Origin of the sequence: Nonomuraea spiralis, from assembly GCF_014648435.1 — a bacterium.
GTDB classification, from domain to species: Bacteria; Actinomycetota; Actinomycetes; order Streptosporangiales; family Streptosporangiaceae; genus Nonomuraea; species Nonomuraea spiralis.
Genome location: NZ_BMRC01000016.1, coordinates 68192 through 88653, shown reverse-complemented (window position 1 = coordinate 88653; position 20462 = coordinate 68192). Strand labels below are relative to the sequence as shown.

Below are 20462 nucleotides of genomic sequence, written 5' to 3'. Positions count from 1 at the left end.
GCTAGCCGAGCGGCGAGGTGTCCCGCCCCAGGTACGTCACCGGCCCCGCGACGGCCACCGCCAGCTCGGCGAACCCGAGCCGGTCGTAGAAGGCCCGCGCGGACACGTTCGTGCTGACCATCCCCAGGTGCAGCCGGGCCACCCCGGCCACCCGCAGGCCGTCGACGAACGAGCTCATCAGCCGGCGGCCCCAGCCCTTGCCCTGCCAGCCGGGCAGCAGGTCGATGTGCAGGTGGGCCGGGTGCCCGGCCAGCTCCGGCAGCAGCATGCGCTCGGGCCGGTGGTGCAGGGCGAGCATCAGGTCGTCGGCCGTGACCGGCGGATCGGCGGGCAGGGGGCAGCGTGCGGCCGACATCGGGATCCACTCCTCGCGGTAGCGGCGGACGAACGCCGCGGTGTCCGCGGTGCCGAGGACGTACCCGACAGCCTGGCCGGCGCCGTCGTCCACGACGTGGGCGTGCTCGGGCTCCAGGGTCACGTACGGGACGGCGAAGATGTCGCCCATGAGCAGATCGGAGGCGTAGTGGCCGCGGGCGTCGCCACCGGCGTCGGCGGTGCGCACGCAGATGTCATAGACGGCGGCCAGATCGGCGGGACGGTACGGACGTACGAAGGGGGCGGTCATTCCCGACAACGTACTGGACGCACCTCTAGGTGATCAGGATCCCGCCGTCCACGGGCAGCGTCACCCCGGTGACGTACGAAGAGGCGTCACTGGCCAGGAAGACCGCCGCCGCCACCAGCTCGGACGGCTCCCCCGCCCGCTTCATCGGCACCCGCAGCTCCAGCATCTGCTCCAGGTAGCCGGGCGGATATTGCTCGGTCATCTCCGAGCCGAAGAACCCCGGCTCCAGGCAGTTGACCCGGATGCCGCGCCGCGCCGTCCACTGCTGGGCCAGGTCGCGGGTGAGCCCGGCGACCGCCGCCTTCGAGGCGCTGTAGGCGGCCTGCGGCAGCCCGGCGGTGGTCTCGCCGAGGATGCTGCCGACGTTCACGATGGACGAGCCCGGCCGCATCACCCGCGCGCACGCCTGCGCCATCCAGTAGGTGCCGTGCAGGTTGATCTCCACCACCCGGCGGAACTCCTCCGGCCGTTCGCGCACCGCGGGCACGGCGGTGCCGACCCCCGCGTTGTTGATCAGCACGTCGACCGCCCCGAACTCGGCCACGGCCGCGGCGACCAGCGCGTCGCACTCCTCCGGAACCGCCACGTCGGTAGGCATCGCCAGGCAGCGGCGCCCGGTCTCCTCGACCAGGCGCCTGGTCTCCTCCAGCCGGTCCGCGCGCCGGGCGCCGATCACGAGATCGGCGCCGGCCTCGGCCAGCCCGCGGGCGAAGGCCACGCCCAGCCCCGACGACGCGCCCGTGACGATGGCGACCTTGCCGTCGAGGCTGAAGCGCTCCAGCACGTCAGAGCCCGTATTCCTTGACGATGCGCTCGTGCCGCTCGATCTCGACGTCGATCTCGCGGGCCAGGTCGAGCCAGGCCAGCGGGTGCACCCACCGCTCGGTGGCGTCGTCGAGCAGGGCGTCGACCTCGGCCGCCGAAACGTCCGGCGGCACCGCGACCCAGCCGAACACGCCCGGCAGCGACTCGCCGCTGGTCGGGTGGGTGACGGTGTAGTTCTCGTCGCTGTAGACCCACATCGGCCAGCCGCGCTCGGCCATGACCTCGGTGAACTCCGCCCAGTCCTCCTCGCTCGGCGCGGCGCCGTCGAAGAAGTAGCTGGTGTAGCCGCCGGGCCGCAGGATGCGCACCGCCGCGAACGGCGGCACGAAGTTCTGCTGCTCCTGCGGGTCCTCGGGGACCGGCTCCAGCAACTGCGGGTCGAACACGACCAGGTCGCCCGCGTTGTAGTCCATGCCGCGCGGCTGCGGCAGCGCGAGCCGCGCCGTGGCCGGGCCGGTACGGATGGACAACACCTGCCGCTGGCCGCCGTCGGGCGCCGGGAGGATCAGCCTGATCAGGCCCATCTCCTCCTCGATCGGCCCCTGCTTGGACTTGATCGGCATGCCGATCTTGGCCGCGCCCTTGCGGACGGTGTCCCAGTCCTCCGCCGAGGTGGCCATGACGACCATGCGCCAGGTGTCCTCGTCGGTCAGCTCGTCGAGCACCTCCAGCAGCACGCCGGCGGCCCTGTCGTTGTGGTCGAGCTGCTGGGCGGCGCCGGACAGCAGGCGCCTGGCCTCGATGCCGGCCCCGGCGGCGACCGCGTGCTCGGCGGCGTCGAGCGTCTCCTGCCAGCGCTCGCGGGCGCTGTGGAGCCTGGCCAGCGCGAGGTACTGGGCGGCGTGCGGCAGCAGCGCCGCCATCTGCTCCAGCCGCTCGTCCTGGCGGGCCTCGATGAGCAGGGTGGTCAGGTAGGCCACGTCGTCGGGGTCGGCGTCGGCGGTGTCGCCGGAGTCGACCAGCAGCTTCCAGTAGATGTCGGCGCCCGCGGCGGGGAAGCCGAGGAAGCCGAGCGTGGTGGTGTGGCGGCGGGTCGCCTCAAGGTCCTCGCCGGACAGCGGCGCGAGCCAGCCCACCCACTTCTCGGGGTCGGCGTTGAAGCCGTCGGCGGCGTCGAAGAGCCCGACCCGCTCCGGCAGGGGCCCGGGGGCCTCGGGCTCGGACGTGGCGTCGGCGGCGGCTCGCAGCCCGGCGATGCGCTCGGCCAGGTCGCCGGTCTCGCGCAGCTCGGCCGCGCCGGAGTCGGCCAGGTCGGCGAGCAGGCGGGCCTGCCACACACCCTTCCTGGCGAGGGCCAGCTCGCCCGCGACCAGCGCGAGCTCGACGCGGGCGCGGTAGCCGCCCATCATGCCGAAGTAGTCGATCCACTGGCGCAGCACGCGGCCGAGCTGCCAGGTGTTGGTGATCTGGGAGGAGCCGGCCAGCTTGTTGACCGCGCGCGACCACTCGACGAAGACCCGCGGGTGCTCGCCGACCACGTCGAGGTCGGGCAGCGCGTCGACGGCCTCGGCAGTGCGGCCGAGCTCGGCCAGGATGAGCGCGCGGCGCACACCCTCGCGGTGGGCCTTGGCGGGCGGGTCGTCGGGCGTGAAGTCGGCTGCGGCCTGCAGCGCGGCCAGCGCGTCGTCGGCGCGGCCGGCGGCCAGCAGCGCGCGGGCGCCCTCGGCGCCGAGCTCCCAGCTCGCCTCGCGACCGGCCGTGCGCAGCCGCTCGACGGCGGACTCGGCGTAGGTGACGGCCTCTTCGGCCCGGCCCGCGTCGATGAGCGCCGATACGTATTGGGTCACGAGGCCGCAGAACGCCGGCCGCTCCGGGCTCATCCCCTCAAGGAACGCCGCCACCGTCTCCAGGCGCTCGCCGGCGTAGCCGGGACCGTCGGTGTTGGCCCACACGACGGCCATCGCCTCGACGGCGGCCGGCGTGGCCGGGCACTCACGCACGTCTTCGCGCTGGGCGAACGTGAGGAGCTGCCGCGCGTCGTCGATGGCCACCGCGCCCTGGGCCCGGTCGCCGATCCGGCCCATCAGGTGCCAGTAGCGGGCGTAGAACTCCAGCCAGGGCAGCTCCAGCGTCTCGGCCTGCTGGGCGATGGCCGGGGCCATCACGTCGAGCTGCGGATACCGGCCCTCGTAGGCCTGTGCGGGAAGGTCTCCCAGCGCCATGGCGAGGCCAACGTTGCCCGCCTCGGAAAGCTGCTGCTGGGTTTCGCCGACCCAGGCCCAGATGTCCACGTCCATGGGCAGTCAGTCTGCCAGGTCAACGAGCGTGCCCAAAACGCAGAAGCTCGATCAGCTCGTCCGATTCGCTGTCACGCAGGACCGAGAAGACCGGCGCCATCAGGTCGTCGGTGGTCTCCTCGACCTCGGCCCGCCGCGCGACGACCTCGGGACCGGGCGTGGGGTAGGGCTCGGGCCAGGTGAAGAACCTGGCGATCGTCACGCCGTCGGCGTAACCGAAGGGGGTCGCGTCGTGGGTGGCGGCCAGCGTGGCCTCCAGGGGGTCCAGGCCGGCCGCGAGCACGGCGTTGGCGTGCAGGCCGCCGCGCAGCTCGCGCAGGACGTGCATGAGCTGGACGGCGCGCGCGGGCGGGTCGTCCGGCAGCGGCACCGCCCGCCAGCCGGCGAACAGCGGCGCGCCGACCGGCGAGGCCTGGGCGACGACGGGTTCGAGCAGCTCGGCGATCCTGGCGCAGCCGTCGTGGCCGCCGAGCTTGCGCCGTCCCCACTGCCTGCACGCCTCGGCGTAGAGCTCCACGGCCCGCTCGACGTGCATCTTCCTGCCGCCGTTCCAGCTCTCCTCGACGTGGGCGGCGGGGAAGAAGACCGCGACCGAGGTGACGACGTCGGCGTGGCACTCGCCGAGCACCCCGCAGCGCCCGCGGAAGTACAGCTCGCGCGGGCCGAGCCCGTGCTCCTCGCACAGGGCCTTGGCCTCGCGGGAGACCATGAAGCCACCGCCGTACTGGCCGATGGGCGCCTTGACCTGCACTGCCGTGGTACGTGGGTCCGCCATCTCCACCCCTTCTCGGTTCGGGAAGTGGACCCAGCATCGCTCAGGAGAACATCATTCTGCAAGCATCAGCTCGCCGCTGGCCAGGATCACCGCCGGACCGGACAGGTAACTCGTGTCCTCGTCGAGGATGACGGTCAGCGTGCCGCCGGTGACCTCGACGGTCCAGGTGCCGGTGGTGTCGCCGGACAGGTGGGCGGCGGCCACGGCGGTGGCCACGGCGCCGGTGCCGCAGGAACGGGTCTCGCCCGAGCCGCGCTCGTAGACGCGCATCACCACGCGGCTGACGCCGACCGGGTTGAACAGTTCGATGTTGACGCCCGCCGGGAAGACGCCCGTGTCGAAGCCGGGCTGGTGGCTCAGGTCGACCTGGACGACGGGGTCGCCGATGGCGCAGGCCAGGTGGGGGTTGCCCATGTCGACGCGCAGGCCGGGGTATTCGTGGCCGGAGACGCTGGCCGTGCTCTCGCCGAGCACGGAGGGCCTGCCCATGTCGACCGTGATGTCACCGTTGGGCTCGGACCGGACCCTGCGCGGGCCGCCCCTGGTCGCCAGGACGAACTCCGTGCCCTCCACCAGACCGGCGTCGAGCAGGTAGCGGGCGAAGACGCGTACGCCGTTGCCGCACATCTCCGCGACGCTGCCGTCGGCGTTGCGGTAGTCCATGAACCACTCGGCCACCTCGGCGTGCTGGGCCACCTCCGCGTGCTGCTTGGTCCTGGCGACCCGGAGCACGCCGTCGGCGCCGATCCCGGCCCGCCTGTCACAGATCTTGGCCACGAGCGCGGCCGACACATCGAGGCCGTCGTCGAGATCGGGCAGGATGACGAAATCGTTCTCGGTGCCGTGCCCCTTGAGAAACCGCATTGCCTGAGTTTATGCCGCACCCGGCTCCGCGATGTGCGCAAGGGAGCGTTCAAGCAGGTCGGGGGCGTCGTACGGGAGCCAGCGCACCCGGGGGTCGCGGCGGAACCACGATTCCTGGCGGCGGGCGAAGCGCCTGGTGGCCCTGACCGTCTCGGCGAACGCCTGCTCCTCGCTCCACTCCCCCGCAAGGAACCGGATGACCTGGGCGTAGCCGAGCGCGCGGCCCGCCGTACGGCCCTCGGCGAGCCCCTGGCCGAGCAGCTCGCGGACCTCGCCGACCAGGCCCGCCGCCCACATGCGGCCGACCCGCAGCTCGATGCGCTCGTCCAGCACGGGCCGCGGCACCTCCAGGCCGATCTGCACGCTCGGGTAGACGGCGTCGTAGGAGGGCATGGTGGCCGAGAACGGCCGGCCGGAGTGCTCGATCACCTCCAGCGCGCGCACGACGCGGCGGCCGTTGCTCGGCAGGATGGCCGCGGCGGCCGCCGGGTCGAGCTCGCGCAGCCGCTCGTAGAGGGGGGCCGGGCCGCGCTCGGCCAGCTCCTCCTCCAGCCGGGCCCTGATCACCGGGTCGGTGCCGGGGAACTCCAGGTCGTCGATGGCGGCCCGGACGTAGAGGCCGCTGCCGCCGACCAGCACCGGGACGTCGATCTTCGCGAACAGCTCCCTGGCCAGCCGCTGGTACTCGGCGACGCTGGCCGTGACCGTGACGTCCCAGATGTCCAGCAGGTGATGGGGGACGCCGCGCTGCTCGGCGGGGGTGAGCTTGGCCGTGCCGATGTCCATGCCGCGGTAGAGCTGCATGGAGTCGGCGTTGACGCACTCGCCCCCGAGCCGGAGCGCGAGATCCACGGCGAGGTCGGACTTCCCGGCCGCCGTGGGGCCCACGACGGCGATGACTGGCTGCTGGCGCACACCGACCAGTGTGTCAACTGTCCGGTAGTGGCCGGACCAACTACAGGTCGAGGAGCGTCGGCTGCAGGTATCCCTCGTGGGTCAGCAGCCAGCGCTTGGTCTCCACGCCCACGCCGCCGCTGAACCCGCCCAGCCCGTTGCCCGCGACCACCCGGTGGCAGGGCACGATGATGGGGATCGGGTTGGAGCCCATGATCGACCCGATGCCGCGGGCGGGCACGCTCGACCCGGCCCGCCGGGCCAGCTCGCCGTACGTGACCGCCTTCCCGTACGGGACCCGGTGCAGGGCCTGGAGCACCTGCAGCCGCGACCCCGTCATCAGCCGCCAGTCCACGGGCGTGGTGAAGTCGCGCAGCTCGCCCGCGAAATAAGCATTCAGCTCGCCGACCACTGAGGCCGTACGATCCGCATCATGAACCTCAGCCAGGCCGAGCCTGCCGGTCAGTCCCGCGCGGGATCCCCATCCCGACGCGACCAGCCCCTGCTCGGTGACGGCCAGGACGAACGGGCCGACCGGCGTCGGCACCTCGGCGTAGGCGACCGTGGTCATCATGTCCTCACGTGAACTCGTGGTGCTCGGCACCGCCAGCGCGGTGCCCACCCGACACCGTAACCACAACGGGTACCTTCTGCGCTGGGACGGTCAAGGCTTCCTTTTCGACCCAGGTGAGGGCACACAGCGGCAGATGTTGCACGCCGGGTTGAGCGCGAACGACGTCCACTGGCTGTGCCTGACCCACTTCCACGGCGACCACTGCCTGGGCGTGCCGGGGGTCGTGCAGCGCATCGCCCGCGACCGGGTGCGCCACCCGGTGCGCGCGCTCTTCCCCGCCTCCGGCGAGACCTACTGGCGCAGGCTGCGGCACGCGGCCGCGTTCGCCGACACCTCGGTGATCGAGGAACATCCGGTCTCCGGCGAGCTGGCCGGGGTGGGCCCGGTCATCGCGCGCCGCCTGTCGCACCCCGTCGAGTCCTACGGCTACCGCGTCCAGGAGCCGCACGGCCGCCGCATGCTGCCCGACCGGCTGGCCCGCCACGGCATCCGCGGCCCGGAGGTCGGCGAGCTCCAGCGCACCGGCTCGGTCCGGGGCGTCACGCTCGCCGAGTGCAGCGAGCCCAGGCCGGGGCAGAGCGCCGCGTTCGTCATGGACACCCGCCTGTGCGACGCCGTCTTCGAGCTGGCCTCGGGGGCCGACCTGCTGGTGATCGAGTCGACGTTCCTGTCCGCGGAGAGCGCGCTGGCCAAGGAGTACGGGCACCTGACGGCGTTCGAGGCGGGGGTGGTGGCGGCCGACGCGGGTGTGCGCAGGCTGGTGCTCACGCACTTCTCCGAGCGTTACGGGTTCGCCGAGGAGCCGGCCTTCGTCGAGGAGGTGCGGCGCAGCTTCGACGGCGAGGTCGTCACCGCGCGCGACCTGATGAAAATCCCGGTGCCGCGCCGTCAGGTCCACACGCCCGCGAAGTAGCCCACGCCGTAGGGGGCGGCCTCCATGAGGAGCCGGCCGGTCAGCGCCGTCCCCTCGGCCGCGCCCGCCAGCACTTGCAGGGCCGCGCGGCCGGTCACCCACAACCGGTCGGCCTCACGGGGGTCGAGCGCGGCCAGCGCCGCCGCGTCCGCCTGACCGACCGCCCCGGCGACCAGGGCGTTGTACGGCCCGGCCGCCTCGTCGTACCGGCCCGGGGCCCGCGGGGTCAGGCAGGCCGAGCCGTCGGCCATGACCAGCAGCGCCACCCTGCCCGCGGCGGCCAGCTCCGCGCCGATCGCCCGGCACTCGGCCGGCGTCGCGTCGTGGGCGACCGACCGGGCCGGGACGGGCTCGCCGTCCAGCAGCAGGCGGCCGACGGTCAGGGACAGCGGCAGCACGGGCGGGCCCTCGCCCACGGTGACGTCGAACCCCCAGGGCCGCAGGCTGCCCGCCGCGGCGCCGTCGTAGGCCCGCGTCGTCTCCGCGCCGCCCACCACGACCAGCAGGTCGGGGCGGGCGTCCCGGAGTGCGGCGACCGCGGTCAGGCAGGCCGCGCGAAGCTCGGGGAGCCGGGGCACGATCAGCGGGGTTTGCGGGCAGACGGCCGCGGCGACAAGCACGAGCGCAAGCGTACGCGGCCCCCGCCCGCCCCCGGTCGCTCAGGGGGTCGACCTGCGCGGAGATCCCGCCCGGCCACTCAGGGGTCAGCCGGCGCGGGGATCGCCGGCCACTCAGGGGTCAGCCGGCGCGGAGATCTCGGCCGTCGCCTCCGAGTCAGCCGGCGTAGGGGTCGCGGCCGTCCCTGACCCCGGCGAACAGCCCCTGGGCGTAGGCGTGCACCGCCTGGTGCAGCCCGCCGCCGAAGCTGATCCGGGCCACCCCCAGCTCCGCCAGCCGCGCGTACGACGGCGCCTTCGGCCTGAACAGGATGTTCACCGGCCCGCCCACCTCGGTCACCAGGGCGGCGATCTCGTCCTCGTCCTCCAGCGTGATCGGGTACACGCAGTCGGCCCCCGCCTCCAGGTAGCGCCGCCCGCGCTCCACCGCCGCCGCCCGGTCGCGCAGACCGGTGACGTACGTGTCGACCCGCGCGTTGATCACCAGGTCCGCGCCCGCGGCCGCCCGCAGCCCGGCCAGGAACTCCGCCTGCGCCCCCGCGTCCACCAGCTCCTTGGTACGCGGGTCGGAGTCCTCCACGTTGCAGCCCACGGCCCCGGCCTCGGCCAGCCGCTCGGCCAGCTCCCGCGGCGCGAGGCCGTAGCCGCGTTCGACGTCGGCGGTCACGGGCACGTCCACGGCCGCGGCGATGCGGGCCACGGCCGCCATCATCTCGGCGACCGGCGTACGCTCGCCGTCGGCGTACCCCAGCACGCGGGCCACGGCCGCGCTCCCGGTGGCCACCACCGGGAACCCGGCCTCCTGGACGGCGCGCGCGGAGGCCGCGTCCCAGACGTTGGGCAGGATCAGCGGGCTGCCGGGCACGTGCAGCCGGCGCAGCGTGGCAGCTCTGTCAGTGGCAGCTCTGTCAGTGGCCGCTCTGTCAGTCGTCATGCCCGGAACCCTACGAGGCCGCCCGGCTCTCCAGCAGGTCCAATACCGGCCGGAAGGAGCGAGCCACTTGGCGGCCGGCGGCTCAGCAGCCGCTCTTGGCGCACTGCCCGCTGAGCTCGCCCGCCGGGCCGTCGGCGGGCAGGTCCGCGTCGGGCTGCTGCGGGGCCTTGGACGGGGTCGTCGGCTTCTTGCCGGTGCCCGTCTGGGTCGTGCCGCCGTCGGAGCCGGTGGACCCCTTGGCGGCGGGGTCGGAACCGCCGTCCGTGACCGCGTCGCCCATGGCGGAGTCGTCGGAACCGTCGGTGGGCAGGCCGTCGTCGGTGGAGGCGTCGTCGGGGGCGTCTGTGGTGGCGTCGCCCATGGTGGCCTCCTCGTCGGCGTCGAACACCTCGTCGCCGCCGCTCCGCGCCGGGGACGGCCGCCCGGCGCCCTGCTCCTGCTGCGTGCCCTGGCCGGGCTTGGCGGCCAGCAAATAGCCGGCGCCGCCCGCCGCGAGCACACCGACGAGGGCCGAGGCGGCGATGAGGACGGTCTTCCTGTTCCTGCCGGGGGCCCTTCTGGACGGGCCCGGCCCGGAGAGGATCTCCTGACGATCCGGTTCGGTCGGATCATGCATGGTGGTGCAGCTCCCTGCGGTCGTATCGGGGAAAGCTCGCCGGCTTCCGCGGGTGATGGACCACACTAGCCGCATCAGCGGAATGCTCGCACACCAATCACAAAGGAATCACGACTTGTCCCCCCAAAGATCTGTTTGCGCAGGTGGCCGTCCTCGCCTGGGCGCCGCGGCCGGAGCGGCCGGGGTACTCGTCACGGCCGGTCTCGGGATATTCCTCGCATTCGCCGGGCCTTCGGAATCGCGCCCGCAAAGCAATCGTGAATTCGATCAGGAAACACCGCTTATCCCAAGATCGTATTTTCCTTCGCAGGCCGCGGTCCCGCCGGCGGACGGGCCGTCCGTCACGCCGCCCACCCCTTCCGCGGGGCCGTGGACCCCGGGGTGGACCCCGGGGTGGCTCGAAGCCGTACCGGCGCCCGGCGAGCCCGTCGTGGCCACGCCCGTGGCGGGCGTTCCGCCGTCGGCCAGGGCCGTGGCCGTCTCCCCCAGGGCGGTTCCCACGCGTCCGCCGCTCGTCGCGTCCCCGCGTCCGCCGCGCCGGGCCGCCGTCCACCGTCCGGCTCCGCACGTGTCGCCGCAGCCGCCGCCCCGCGAACGTTCCGTCCCGGAACCGGACCGGGTCGCGCCCCCCGCGCCGGAGCCGCCCGTACGGCAGGGCATGCCCGATCCGTGCGCCACGTTCGACGACTTCCGGCGGCAACCGTGCTACAGCTTCCTCGACCGCCTCACCCGCTGACACATGAGACACCCCGCCGTCCGGAACGGGCGGCGGGGTGCGGGAACGCGGAAGGTCAGTGGGCCGAGCAGGCGTCGGCCACGGGGGCGGGAGCCGGCGGGCGGCCGACGGACGGCATGCCGAGCAGCACGCCCGGACCCTTCGCCGGGGCGCCCTGGCGGGCCTCCCAGGCGTCACCGGCCCGCGTGCGCCGTACGTCGCGGACGGCGCCGTCGGCGACCAGGTGGTGGGGGGCGGCGTAGGTGACCTCGACCGTGACCATGTCACCGGGCCTGGGCGTCTCCTCGCCGACCGCGAAATGCACGAGGCGGTTGTCGGCGGCCCGGCCCGACAGGCGGCGGGTGGCGTCGTCCTTGCGCCCCTCGCCCTCGGCGACCAGCACCTCCAGCGTGCGCCCGACCTGCTTCCTGTTCTCCTCCCAGGAGATCTCCTCCTGAAGGGCCACCAGGCGCTCGTAACGCTCCTGGACGACCTCCTTCGGGATCTGGTCCTCCATGGTGGCCGCCGGCGTGCCGGGGCGGATGGAGTACTGGAAGGTGAAGGCGTTGGCGAAGCGGCTCTGGCGGACGACGTCGAGGGTGGCCTGGAAGTCCTCCTCGGTCTCGCCGGGGAAGCCGACGATGATGTCGGTCGAGATGGCCGCGTCGGGCATGGCGGCGCGTACGCGCTCGATGATGCCGAGGTAACGCTCGGCGCGGTAGGAACGGCGCATGGCCCGCAGCACGCGGTCGGAGCCCGACTGCAACGGCATGTGGAGCTGGTGCATGACGTTGGGCGTCTCGGCCATGGCGGCGATCACGTCGTCGGTGAAGGCGGCCGGGTGGGGCGAGGTGAAACGCACCCGCTCCAGGCCCTCGATGTCGCCGCAGGCGCGCAGCAGCTTGCCGAAGGCCAGCCGGTCGCCGAACTCCACGCCGTAGGTGTTGACGTTCTGGCCGAGCAGGGTGACTTCGAGCACGCCCTGGCCGACGAGGGTGCGGACCTCGGACAGGACGTCGCCGGGCCGGCGGTCCTTCTCCTTGCCGCGCAACGACGGCACGATGCAGAACGTGCAGGTGTTGTTGCAGCCGACCGAGATCGCGACCCACGCCGCGTAGGCCGACTCGCGCTTGGTGGGCAGGGTGGAGGGGAAGACCTCCAGCGACTCCTTCAGCTCCACCTGGGCCTCGCCGGCCACGCGGGCCCGCTCCAGCAACACCGGCAGAGATCCGATGTTGTGGGTGCCGAAGACGACGTCGACCCACGGTGCCTTGCGGACGATCTCGCCCTGGTCCTTCTGGGCCAGGCAGCCGCCCACCGCGATCTGCATGCGCGGATTGCTCGTCTTGGCCGGTCGCAGGTGGCCGAGGTTGCCGTAGAGGCGGTTGTCGGCGTTCTCCCGCACGGCGCACGTGTTGAACACCACCACGTCGCCCGTCTCGCCGTCGGGGGCCGGCACGTAGCCGGCGTCCTCCAGCAGGCCGGAAAGGCGCTCGGAGTCGTGCACGTTCATCTGGCACCCGTATGTGCGCACTTCGTACGTGCGGGCGCTCTCCTGGGTCACAGTCATGGCAGGTTCAAGGGTAGTCGTTGTCCGGCTCGCGACAGCCGCCGGCGTCTAAAACACCAGCTTGACGGCACGATGTGACCGGATCGGTACCACCTGGTTAGTGACCAGCGCCTTAATGACCTCTACCGTTTTGGTCCATGACGGAGAACGGCGACGCCACTCCACTAGTTCTGTTGGAGGGCGTCAACAAGCGCTTCGGGGCCTTGCACGTCCTGAAGGACATCAACTTGACCGTCTCTCGTGGCGAGGTTCTGGTGGTCATCGGCCCTTCGGGCGGTGGGAAGTCCACGCTGTGCCGGACGATCAACCGCCTGGAGACGATCGACGGCGGCAGGATCGTGTTCGATGGCCAGGTGCTGCCCGAGGAGGGCAGGGGGCTGGCCAAGCTGCGGTCCGAGGTCGGCATGGTGTTCCAGTCCTTCAACCTGTTCGCGCACAAGACCATCCGTGAGAACGTCACGCTCGGTCCGATCAAGGTGCGCCGCCAGGATCGCCAGGCGGCCGACAGGCGGGCCATGGAGCTGCTGGAACGGGTGGGCATCGCCGCGCAGGCGGACAAGTACCCGGCCCAGCTCTCCGGCGGCCAGCAGCAGCGGGTCGCGATCGCGCGAGCGCTGGCGATGGACCCGAAGATGATCCTGTTCGACGAGCCGACCTCCGCGCTGGACCCGGAAATGGTCCAGGAGGTGCTCGACGTGATGATCGGGCTGGCACGTGACGGCATGACGATGATGGTCGTCACGCACGAGATGGGATTCGCCCGCCGGGCCGCCAACCGAGTGGTGTTCATGGCGGACGGCCAGATCGTGGAGGAGAACACCCCCGACGAGTTCTTCACCAACGCGCAGACCGACCGGGCGCGTGATTTCCTTTCGAAGATCCTCACGCACTGAGATTTTGAGGCAGGTATACATGCACATGCGTCGTTTGGGAGCGGTGGTCACGGCTGCGGGCATGCTCGCCGCTCTGGCCGCCTGCGGCGGGGACAAGACCTACGCCAGCGTCGTGGAGAAGGTCCAGGACGGCGGCAAGATCGTGGTCGGCACCAAGTGGGACCAGCCGAGCCTGGGCCTGAAGAAGGGGTCGGAGCCGGAGGGCTTCGACGTCGACGTCGCCAAGGCCGTGCTGAAGGAGATGAACGGCGGCAAGGACGCCCAGATCGAGTGGAAGGAGTCCGCCTCCTCCAACCGCGAGCCCTTCCTCCAGAACGGCACGGTCGACATCATCTTCGCCACGTACTCCATCACCGAGGAGCGCAAGGCCAAGGTCTCCTTCGGCGGCCCGTACGTGATCGCCCACCAGGACATCATGGTCCGCAAGGACGACGCCTCGATCAACGCCCCGCAGGACCTCAAGGGCAAGAAGATCTGCAAGGCGGCCGGCTCCAACTCCTACAAGCGCGTCACCGACCCGCCCCCGGACGGCAAGCTCGACATCGACGCCACCACCGTCGACGCGGCCAACTACTCCGAGTGCGTGCAGAAGCTGTCGGGCAGCAACCTCGACGCCGTCACCACCGACGACCTGATCCTGGCGGGCTTCGCCAAGCAGGCCGGCGGCAACTTCAAGGTGCTCGGCCAGGGCTTCACGGACGAGAAGTACGGCATCGGCCTGAAGAAGGGCGACAGCAAGACGTGTGAGGCCGTCAACACCGCGGTGAAGAAGCTGTGGGAGAACGGCACCATGAAGCAGCTGCTGGAGAAGTGGTTCGGCGGCATCCAGGGCCTGAAGCTGTCGGAGACCGCGCCCCCGGCCGAGGGTTGCAGCTAGTCACGCCAGAGGCGGCGGCCGGGATCCCGGCCGCCGCCGCTCTATGCGGTGGAGCACGATGGACGAACTAATCAAGTACCTCCCCAACCTCGCGCTGGGTTTCCTGGAGAACATCAAGCTCTCGCTCGTGGCCGCGGTCGTCTCCCTCATCCTCGGGACGGTCCTGGCCGGGATGCGGGTCTCCCCGACACCCGTGCTGCGCGCGGTGGGCACGGTCTATGTGAACGTGGTGCGCAACACCCCGCTGACCCTGGTGCTGGCGTTCTCGGCGCTGGGCCTGAGTGACCAGCTGGGCCTGATCTTCTCCGACGTGCCGCGGACGAACTCCTTCTGGATCGTCGCCATGGGCCTGTCGGTCTACACGGCGGCGTTCGTGTGCGAGGCGGTGCGCTCGGGCATCAACACGGTGCCGATGGGGCAGGCGGAGGCCGCCAGGGCGATCGGCCTGTCCTTCATGCAGACGCTGCGGATGATCATCCTGCCGCAGGCGCTGCGCTCGGTCGTCGCGCCGCTGGGCAGCGTGATGATCGCCATGATCAAGAACACCACGGTGGCCGTCGCCGGCGGGTTCGCCGGTGAGGTGGCGGCCGAGATGAAGCTCACGTTCGACACCACGGGCGCCTCGATCCCGATCTTCCTCGGGGTGGTCGTGGCCTTCATGGCGCTGACCATGCCGGTCGGCTTCCTCTCCGGCTGGCTGGCCCGGCGTCTGGCGGTGGCACGATGAGCGCATCCGTCCTGTTCGACGCCCCCGGGCCGCGCGCGCGGCTGCGCAACCACCTGCTGACGGCGATCAGTCTCGTGGCGGTCCTGGCCGCCGCGTACTTCGTCTACCGGGGCTTCGACGCCAAGGGCCAGTGGGAAGGCAAGATCTGGCAGCCGTTCCTGACGGCCGAGGTGTGGCAGGAGTTCATCCTGCCCGGCCTGCTCGGCACGCTCAAGGCGGCGGTCGCCGCGGCGGCGCTCGCGCTGGTCTTCGGCGCGGTCTTCGGCCTGGCCAGGCTCTCCGACCACGCCTGGATCAGGGTCCCGGCGGCCGCGGTGGTGGAGATCTTCAGGGCCATCCCGCTGCTGCTGCTGATCTTCTTCATCTTCTACCTGGCGCCCACGATCGCCGGTGGCGGCGACTACGCCTTCATCTCGGTCGTGCTGGGCCTCATGCTCTACAACGGCTCGGTGCTGGCGGAGATCGTGCGCGCGGGCGTGCACGCCATCCCCAAGGGGCAGGCCGAGGCCGCGTACGCGGTGGGCATGCGCAAGAGCCAGGTGTTGCGCATGGTGCTGCTGCCGCAGGCGGTCACGACGATGATGCCGGCGATCGTCAGCCAGCTCGTGGTGCTGCTGAAGGACACCGCGCTCGGCTACATCATCGCCTACGTCGACCTGCTCAACACCGGGTTCAAGATCCTGCCGGCCGCGTACTTCGGCTCGCTGATCCCGGCGGCCATCGTCATCGGCATCATCTACGTGGCGCTCAACATGACGCTGAGCTACCTGGCCACGTGGCTGGAGCGGCGCAGCCGGCGCAGCAGGAAGACCTCCGCGCGGCCGATCGCCACCCCGGGCTCGGCCGCCGTCGGCGTCGCCACCGGCCAGGGCACCGAGGGCGGCGGCATGGCGCCCGACATCCCGGTGGAGTGACCGGCGAGAACGGCGGGGACGGCGGCGGGCACCCGAGCCCGCCGCCGTCCCGTAAAGAAAGCTCAAGATCTTCGCCGACGCGGCCCGCCGACCCGCTCACCGCGGCCCTCCAGCGCACAGACTCCTGTCCGTGCGGATGCGTGCAGTCGCGGTGGTGCTGGCCGGCGCGGTCGCGATCGCCGTACCGGTCGCGTGCGGCGGCGGGGGCGCCTACTCCAGTGTCCTGGGCAAGATCAGGGGCACCGGCCAGGTCGTCGTGGGCACCAAGTGGGACCAGCCGAGCCTGGGCCTGAAGGTCGGTACGGGCGACCCCGAGGGCTTCGACGTGGACGTCGCCCGGTACGTCGTCGCCAAGCTGGCCGACGGCCGGCCCGTGCACATCACCTGGTGGGAGGCGCCCGCCGCGGGCCGCGAGGCCCTGCTGCAGAACGGCACCGTGGACATGGTGTTCGCCACCTACTCCATCACCGAGGCACGCCGCCCCAAGGTCACCTTCGCCGGTCCGTACGTGCTCGTGCACCAGGACACGATGGTCCTGGCCGGCAATCCGGACATCCACCAGGTCGACGACCTGCGGGGCAAACGCGTGTGCCAGGTGCCCGGCTCCAACTCCTTCAAACGGGTCGCCGACCCGCCGCCGGACGGCAAGCTCGACCTGCCCGTCGTGGCCGTGCCCGCGGCCAACTACTCCGACTGCGTACGCAAGCTCAGCGCGAACGAGCTCGACGCGGTCTCCACCGAGGACCTGACCCTGGCCGGCTTCGCCCAGCAGGTCCCCGGCCTGTTCCGGCTGCTCAACGACCCCTTCACCGACGAGCTGTACGGCATCGGCCTGAAAAAGGGCGACATCGAGACCTGCGAGGCGGCCAACCAGGCCGTGGCCGAGATGTGGCGGGACGGCACGGCCACCCGGCTGCTGCGCAAATGGTTCGGCGAGACCGGGCTCAGGCTGCCCACGACGATGCCGCCGCCCGAGAGATGTTCTTGATCGCGCCCCACGGCCCCCGATCTTCCGGCAGGATGCGAGTATGCCTTTCTGGCCATCCCCCATCTCCGCCCACGACGTGGCCGCGGCCGGTCTGCGTCCCGGCTGGCCCGTCGCCGAGGGCGGCCGGGTGTGGTGGACCGAGGACCGTCCCGGTGAGGGCGGCCGCACCGCGATCGTCCGCCGCGAGGCCGACGGCACCTGCCATGACCTGCTGCCCGCGCCCTGGAGCGCCCGCACCCGGGTGCACGAGTACGGCGGCCGTCCCTATGCCGTGACGCCCGCCGGCGAGGTGGTCTTCACCAGCCTGGCCGATCAGCGCCTGTACATTCTCCGCGAAAACGGCCGACCGAAACCCCTCACCACCGAGGGCTCCAGATACGCCGACCTCACCGTCCGCGACGACGAGGTCTGGGCGGTGCGCGAGCAGCACGACGGACACGGCAAGATCACCCGTTCGGTGGTGTCGATCCCGCTGGCCGGCGGCGAGCCCCGCGAGCGGGCCTCCGGCCACGACTTCTACGCCTCGCCCGTCCTGTCCCCCGACGGCGCCCACCTGGCCTACGTCTGCTGGAACCACCCCCGCATGCCCTGGGACGGCACCGAGCTGCGCGTCGTCCGGCTGCGCGACGGGCAGGCCCGCACGCTGCTGGGCGGCGAGACGGAGTCCGTTCTTTCGCCCGCGTGGAAGGACGACGACACCCTCTACCTGGTCTCCGACCGCTCCGGCTGGTGGAACCTCCACGAGTGCGGCCTCGACGGCGGGCAGGCCCGGGCGTTGTGCCCGGCCGAGGAGGAGTTCACGCAGCCGCCGTGGCAGCTCGGCGGGGCGCCGTACACCGTGCTCGGCGACGGGCGGCTCGCGGTGTTGCACGGGCGCGGCGACCTGCGGCTGGGCGTGCTCGACCCGGCCACGGGAGCGCTTCACGACCTCGACGTGCCCTGGGCGGGCTGGCAGGCGGCGCTCGCGGCCGACGGCATGACGGTGACGGGGATCGGCCACGCGGCCAGGACGCCGCGCTCGGTCGTACGGGTCGACGTCGCCTCCGGCCGGGCCGAGCCGCTCATGCGCGCCGCCGAACGCCTGCCCGACCTGTCCGGGGTGCCCGATCCGCGCGCGGTCGTGGTGCCGGGCGAGCGGCCGGTCCACGCCTTCCTCCACCAGGTGAGCGAGGAGCCGGCACCGTACGTGGTCTTCGTGCACGGCGGGCCGACCGCCCACTCCGACACCGCGCTCGACCTGGAGAAGGCGTTCCTGACCTCGCGCGGCATCGGCGTGCTCGACGTCAACTACGGCGGTTCCACCGGCTACGGCCGCGCCTACCGGGAGCGGCTCAGAGGCCAGTGGGGGCTGGTCGACGTGGCCGACACGGTCGCCGCCGCGCGTTGGCTGGCCGACTCGGGCCTCGCCGACCCGGCCAGGATCGCGGTGCGCGGCGGCAGCGCGGGCGGCTGGACGGTGATGGCCGCCTGCTGCCGGTCCGACGTGTTCGCGGGCGGGGTGTCCTACTACGGAGTCAGCGCGCTGGCCCCCCTCGTGGCGCACACCCACGACTTCGAGTCCCGTTACGTGGAGTGGCTCGTCGGCGACGACCCGGCCGTCTATGCTTCCAGGGAGCCGCTCGGCCTGGTCGACGGCGTGTCCTGCCCGATGTTGCTCCTTCAGGGGCTCGACGATCCGGTGGTGCCGCCCGAGCAGTCGACGGCCTTCGCCGACGCGTTGTCCGAGCGCGGAGTCTCCTGCACTTATCTGGCTTTCGACGGCGAATCCCACGGATTTCGCCGGCTGGAAACACGCGTCGCGGCACTGGCCGCCGAGCTGGCCTTCTACCAGCAGCTATTCAGTTAATGTCGCAATACCTGGACGTAATTCAGACTGAACCAGCATTACCAAGCAGTCGCTAGTCGCAAACAGTTACGTAAACCGATCTCGACAGTCTCCCTCAGGCGTGGGTTGCTCGACACAGCAAACGTGGGGCGCGCATCGCGGCCACGACGCGCGCCCCAGCTGTGCCAGCCACGAACACCCCATCTCGGCACGAGGGAGGCCAGATGGCCAGCTTGCGCCATCTCAGCATCATCACGGTGGCGGCGGCAACTCTGCTCGCCACCTCTTGCGCGACGGAGAACGGAGCCAAGAACTCCGCGCCGCCCACCGCCACCGCCCCGAGCTCCGGAAGCCCCGTCGCGGGCGGCACGCTCAGGCTCGTGGGCTCGGGCGACGTCGACCATCTCGACCCGACCAGCATCTACTACGTCGTCACCATCGGGATCATGCGCGGCTACTCGCGCCAGCTCTTCGCCCTCCAAGGCGTGGCCGCGGGGGCCGACACCACCAAGGGCTACGAGGTGCTCCCGGACATCGCCACCGAACTGCCCACCGAGGCGAACGGCGGCCTGAGCGCCGACAAGCTCACGTACACGATCAAGTTGCGGGACGGCGTGCAGTGGGACACCCAGCCGCCGCGGCAGGTGACGGCGAGCGACTTCGTCCGCGGCTTCAAGCGCATCTGCAACCCGGTGGCGGGCTCCGGCGCGCCCGGCTACTACACCAGCACGATCAAGGGGATGGCCGAATACTGCGACGCCTACATCAAGGCGTTCGAGAAGGCCAAGCCCACCGCCAAGGCCCTGGCCGACTTCCAGAACGGCCACGACATCGCCGGTGTGCAGGCCAAGGACGACAAGACGGTCGTCTTCACGCTGACCCAGCCGGCCGGTGACTTCCTCAACGTCCTGTCCCTGAACTTCGCCTCGGCCGCGCCGCAGGAGTACGACCAGTACGTCCCCGACGACGCCACCTTCCGCCAGCACGTGATCTCCAACGGCCCCTACAAGATCACCTCGTACGTGGCCACCAAGTCGATCAAGCTGGAGAAGAACCCGGCCTGGAAGCAGGAGTCCGACCCGATCCGGCACCAGTACGTCAACGCCATCGAGGTCAAGATGGGCGTCGCCGAGCCGGACGCCGTACAGCAGCAGCTTGAGGCCGGCAGTGCCGACCTGTCCTGGGACCTGCCGGTGCCGACCGCGCAGATCCCGCGGCTGAAGAGCAACGACCCCAACTTCACCATCTACCCCGGCGCCGTGACGAACCCGTACGTCGTGTTCAACCTGCAGAGCAAGAACGCCGGCGGGGCGATGGGCAAGCTCAAGGTCCGCCAGGCCATCGAGTACGCGATCAACAAGACCGCCATCGCCAAGATCTACGGCGGCGCCGACGTCGCGACCGCGCTGCACACGGTCATCCCGCCCGGCAACATCGGTTACCAGGAGTACAACCCGTACCCGACGCCGAACGACCAGGGCGACCCGGCCAAGTGCAAGCAGATGCTGAGCGAGGCCGGCTACCCCGACGGGCTGACCCTCATCGGCGCCTTCCGCAACGCGGGCAACCACCCGGCCAACTTCCAGTCGTACTCGGCCGACCTGAAGAAGTGCGGGATCACCGTCAAGGGCCTGCCGCTGCGCCAGGGCGACTACTACACCTACCTGCAGACGCCCTCGCACGCCAAGAACAGCGAGTGGGACCTGTCGGCCCCCGGCTGGATCCCCGACTGGTACGGCAACAACGGCCGCGCGGTCATGCAACCGCTGTTCCAGACCAACTGCAACGCCGGCACCAGCAACTACGGCTGCTACAGCAACCCCAAGGTGGACGACCTGATCAAGCAGGCGCTCGCCGAGACCGACCAGGCCAAGGCCGCGGCGCTGTGGCACCAGGCCGACCAGACGGTGCTGGGCGACGCGGTGATGGTGCCGCTGAACAACCAGAACACGCCGCTGTACAAGAACAAGCGGGTGCAGAACGCCCTGTATCTGCCGTCGTACCAGATCTATGACGTCACCAACCTCTGGCTGAACCCCAACACGCCTTGACGACCGGTGTCCCGCGGGCCCGCCGACC

At 71.5% G+C, this 20462-nt stretch carries 20 protein-coding genes; 9 read left to right on the top strand and 11 right to left on the bottom strand.

The window, feature by feature from the left end:
• Position 1: 1 nt before the first annotated feature.
• Genes IEZ27_RS33470 through IEZ27_RS33440 form a run of 7 tightly spaced genes read right to left on the bottom strand, consistent with a single transcriptional unit; the run spans position 2 to position 6794 of the window.
• On the bottom strand, positions 2–625 hold the full coding sequence (locus IEZ27_RS33470; RefSeq protein ID WP_189650917.1) for a GNAT family N-acetyltransferase: 624 nt from the start codon (positions 623–625) through the stop codon (positions 2–4).
• Between the two features lie 25 nt (positions 626–650).
• The gene (locus IEZ27_RS33465) at positions 651–1409 is read right to left on the bottom strand and encodes an SDR family NAD(P)-dependent oxidoreductase (protein ID WP_189650916.1); all 759 of its coding nucleotides are present in this window, start codon (positions 1407–1409) and stop codon (positions 651–653) included.
• 1 nt (position 1410) lies between these two features.
• Positions 1411–3687 (bottom strand): tetratricopeptide repeat protein, encoded by a 2277-nt coding sequence (locus tag IEZ27_RS33460; RefSeq protein ID WP_189650915.1) that lies wholly within the window; start codon positions 3685–3687, stop codon positions 1411–1413.
• A 19-nt stretch (positions 3688–3706) separates the two neighbouring features.
• Positions 3707–4462 carry an SCO6745 family protein gene (locus tag IEZ27_RS33455; protein WP_229824581.1) on the bottom strand — a complete coding sequence of 252 codons (756 nt, stop codon included), beginning with the start codon at positions 4460–4462 and terminating at the stop codon, positions 3707–3709.
• A 51-nt stretch (positions 4463–4513) separates the two neighbouring features.
• Complete coding sequence (dapF, locus tag IEZ27_RS33450) at positions 4514–5326, bottom strand: diaminopimelate epimerase (protein WP_189650914.1); 813 nt, start codon at positions 5324–5326, stop codon at positions 4514–4516.
• 9 nt (positions 5327–5335) lie between these two features.
• Positions 5336–6241: a tRNA (adenosine(37)-N6)-dimethylallyltransferase MiaA gene (miaA, locus tag IEZ27_RS33445; RefSeq protein ID WP_189650913.1), complete on the bottom strand. Its 906-nt coding sequence runs from the start codon at positions 6239–6241 to the stop codon at positions 5336–5338.
• A 40-nt stretch (positions 6242–6281) separates the two neighbouring features.
• Entirely contained in the window at positions 6282–6794 is a 513-nt protein-coding gene (locus tag IEZ27_RS33440; protein WP_189650912.1) for a methylated-DNA--[protein]-cysteine S-methyltransferase, read from the bottom strand.
• Here IEZ27_RS33440 and IEZ27_RS33435 point away from each other — a divergent pair.
• Entirely contained in the window at positions 6793–7707 is a 915-nt protein-coding gene (locus tag IEZ27_RS33435) for a ribonuclease Z (RefSeq protein ID WP_189650911.1), read from the top strand. The genes IEZ27_RS33440 and IEZ27_RS33435 overlap by 2 nt on opposite strands.
• Here the strand turns inward: IEZ27_RS33435 and IEZ27_RS33430 are convergent.
• The 3 genes from IEZ27_RS33430 to IEZ27_RS33420 form a co-directional block, all read right to left on the bottom strand.
• Positions 7683–8327, bottom strand: a complete 645-nt coding sequence (locus tag IEZ27_RS33430; protein WP_189650910.1) for a class III extradiol ring-cleavage dioxygenase family protein — start codon at positions 8325–8327, stop codon at positions 7683–7685. The genes IEZ27_RS33435 and IEZ27_RS33430 overlap by 25 nt on opposite strands.
• 154 nt (positions 8328–8481) lie before the next feature.
• Complete coding sequence (locus IEZ27_RS33425) at positions 8482–9258, bottom strand: isocitrate lyase/PEP mutase family protein (RefSeq protein WP_189650909.1); 777 nt, start codon at positions 9256–9258, stop codon at positions 8482–8484.
• 82 nt (positions 9259–9340) lie between these two features.
• Positions 9341–9874, bottom strand: a complete 534-nt coding sequence (locus tag IEZ27_RS33420; protein WP_189650908.1) for a flagellar basal body-associated FliL family protein — start codon at positions 9872–9874, stop codon at positions 9341–9343.
• Between the two features lie 430 nt (positions 9875–10304).
• Between IEZ27_RS33420 and IEZ27_RS33415 the strand changes: the two genes are divergently transcribed.
• Positions 10305–10610: a hypothetical protein gene (locus tag IEZ27_RS33415; RefSeq protein ID WP_189650907.1), complete on the top strand. Its 306-nt coding sequence runs from the start codon at positions 10305–10307 to the stop codon at positions 10608–10610.
• A gap of 55 nt (positions 10611–10665) precedes the next feature.
• On the opposite strand, the gene miaB is transcribed toward IEZ27_RS33415, so the two are convergent.
• Positions 10666–12159 carry a tRNA (N6-isopentenyl adenosine(37)-C2)-methylthiotransferase MiaB gene (gene miaB, locus IEZ27_RS33410; RefSeq protein ID WP_189650906.1) on the bottom strand — a complete coding sequence of 498 codons (1494 nt, stop codon included), beginning with the start codon at positions 12157–12159 and terminating at the stop codon, positions 10666–10668.
• A 137-nt stretch (positions 12160–12296) separates the two neighbouring features.
• On the opposite strand from miaB, the gene IEZ27_RS33405 reads away from it, so the two are divergent.
• From IEZ27_RS33405 to IEZ27_RS33375, 7 genes are all read left to right on the top strand, one after another.
• Positions 12297–13052 carry an amino acid ABC transporter ATP-binding protein gene (locus IEZ27_RS33405; RefSeq protein WP_189650905.1) on the top strand — a complete coding sequence of 252 codons (756 nt, stop codon included), beginning with the start codon at positions 12297–12299 and terminating at the stop codon, positions 13050–13052.
• Between the two features lie 25 nt (positions 13053–13077).
• A complete protein-coding gene (locus IEZ27_RS33400; RefSeq protein WP_229824580.1) occupies positions 13078–13929 on the top strand; it encodes a glutamate ABC transporter substrate-binding protein in 852 nt (283 codons plus the stop codon).
• Between the two features lie 58 nt (positions 13930–13987).
• A complete protein-coding gene (locus IEZ27_RS33395; protein WP_125633684.1) occupies positions 13988–14656 on the top strand; it encodes an amino acid ABC transporter permease in 669 nt (222 codons plus the stop codon).
• Entirely contained in the window at positions 14653–15570 is a 918-nt protein-coding gene (locus IEZ27_RS33390; protein ID WP_189650903.1) for an amino acid ABC transporter permease, read from the top strand. The genes IEZ27_RS33395 and IEZ27_RS33390 overlap by 4 nt, the downstream gene beginning before the upstream one ends.
• 136 nt (positions 15571–15706) lie before the next feature.
• A complete protein-coding gene (locus tag IEZ27_RS33385) occupies positions 15707–16558 on the top strand; it encodes a glutamate ABC transporter substrate-binding protein (RefSeq protein ID WP_229824591.1) in 852 nt (283 codons plus the stop codon).
• 40 nt (positions 16559–16598) lie between these two features.
• Positions 16599–18404, top strand: a complete 1806-nt coding sequence (locus tag IEZ27_RS33380) for a S9 family peptidase (protein WP_189650901.1) — start codon at positions 16599–16601, stop codon at positions 18402–18404.
• A gap of 203 nt (positions 18405–18607) precedes the next feature.
• The gene (locus tag IEZ27_RS33375) at positions 18608–20434 is read left to right on the top strand and encodes an ABC transporter substrate-binding protein (RefSeq protein ID WP_189650900.1); all 1827 of its coding nucleotides are present in this window, start codon (positions 18608–18610) and stop codon (positions 20432–20434) included.
• The last annotated feature ends 28 nt before the right edge of the window (positions 20435–20462 follow it).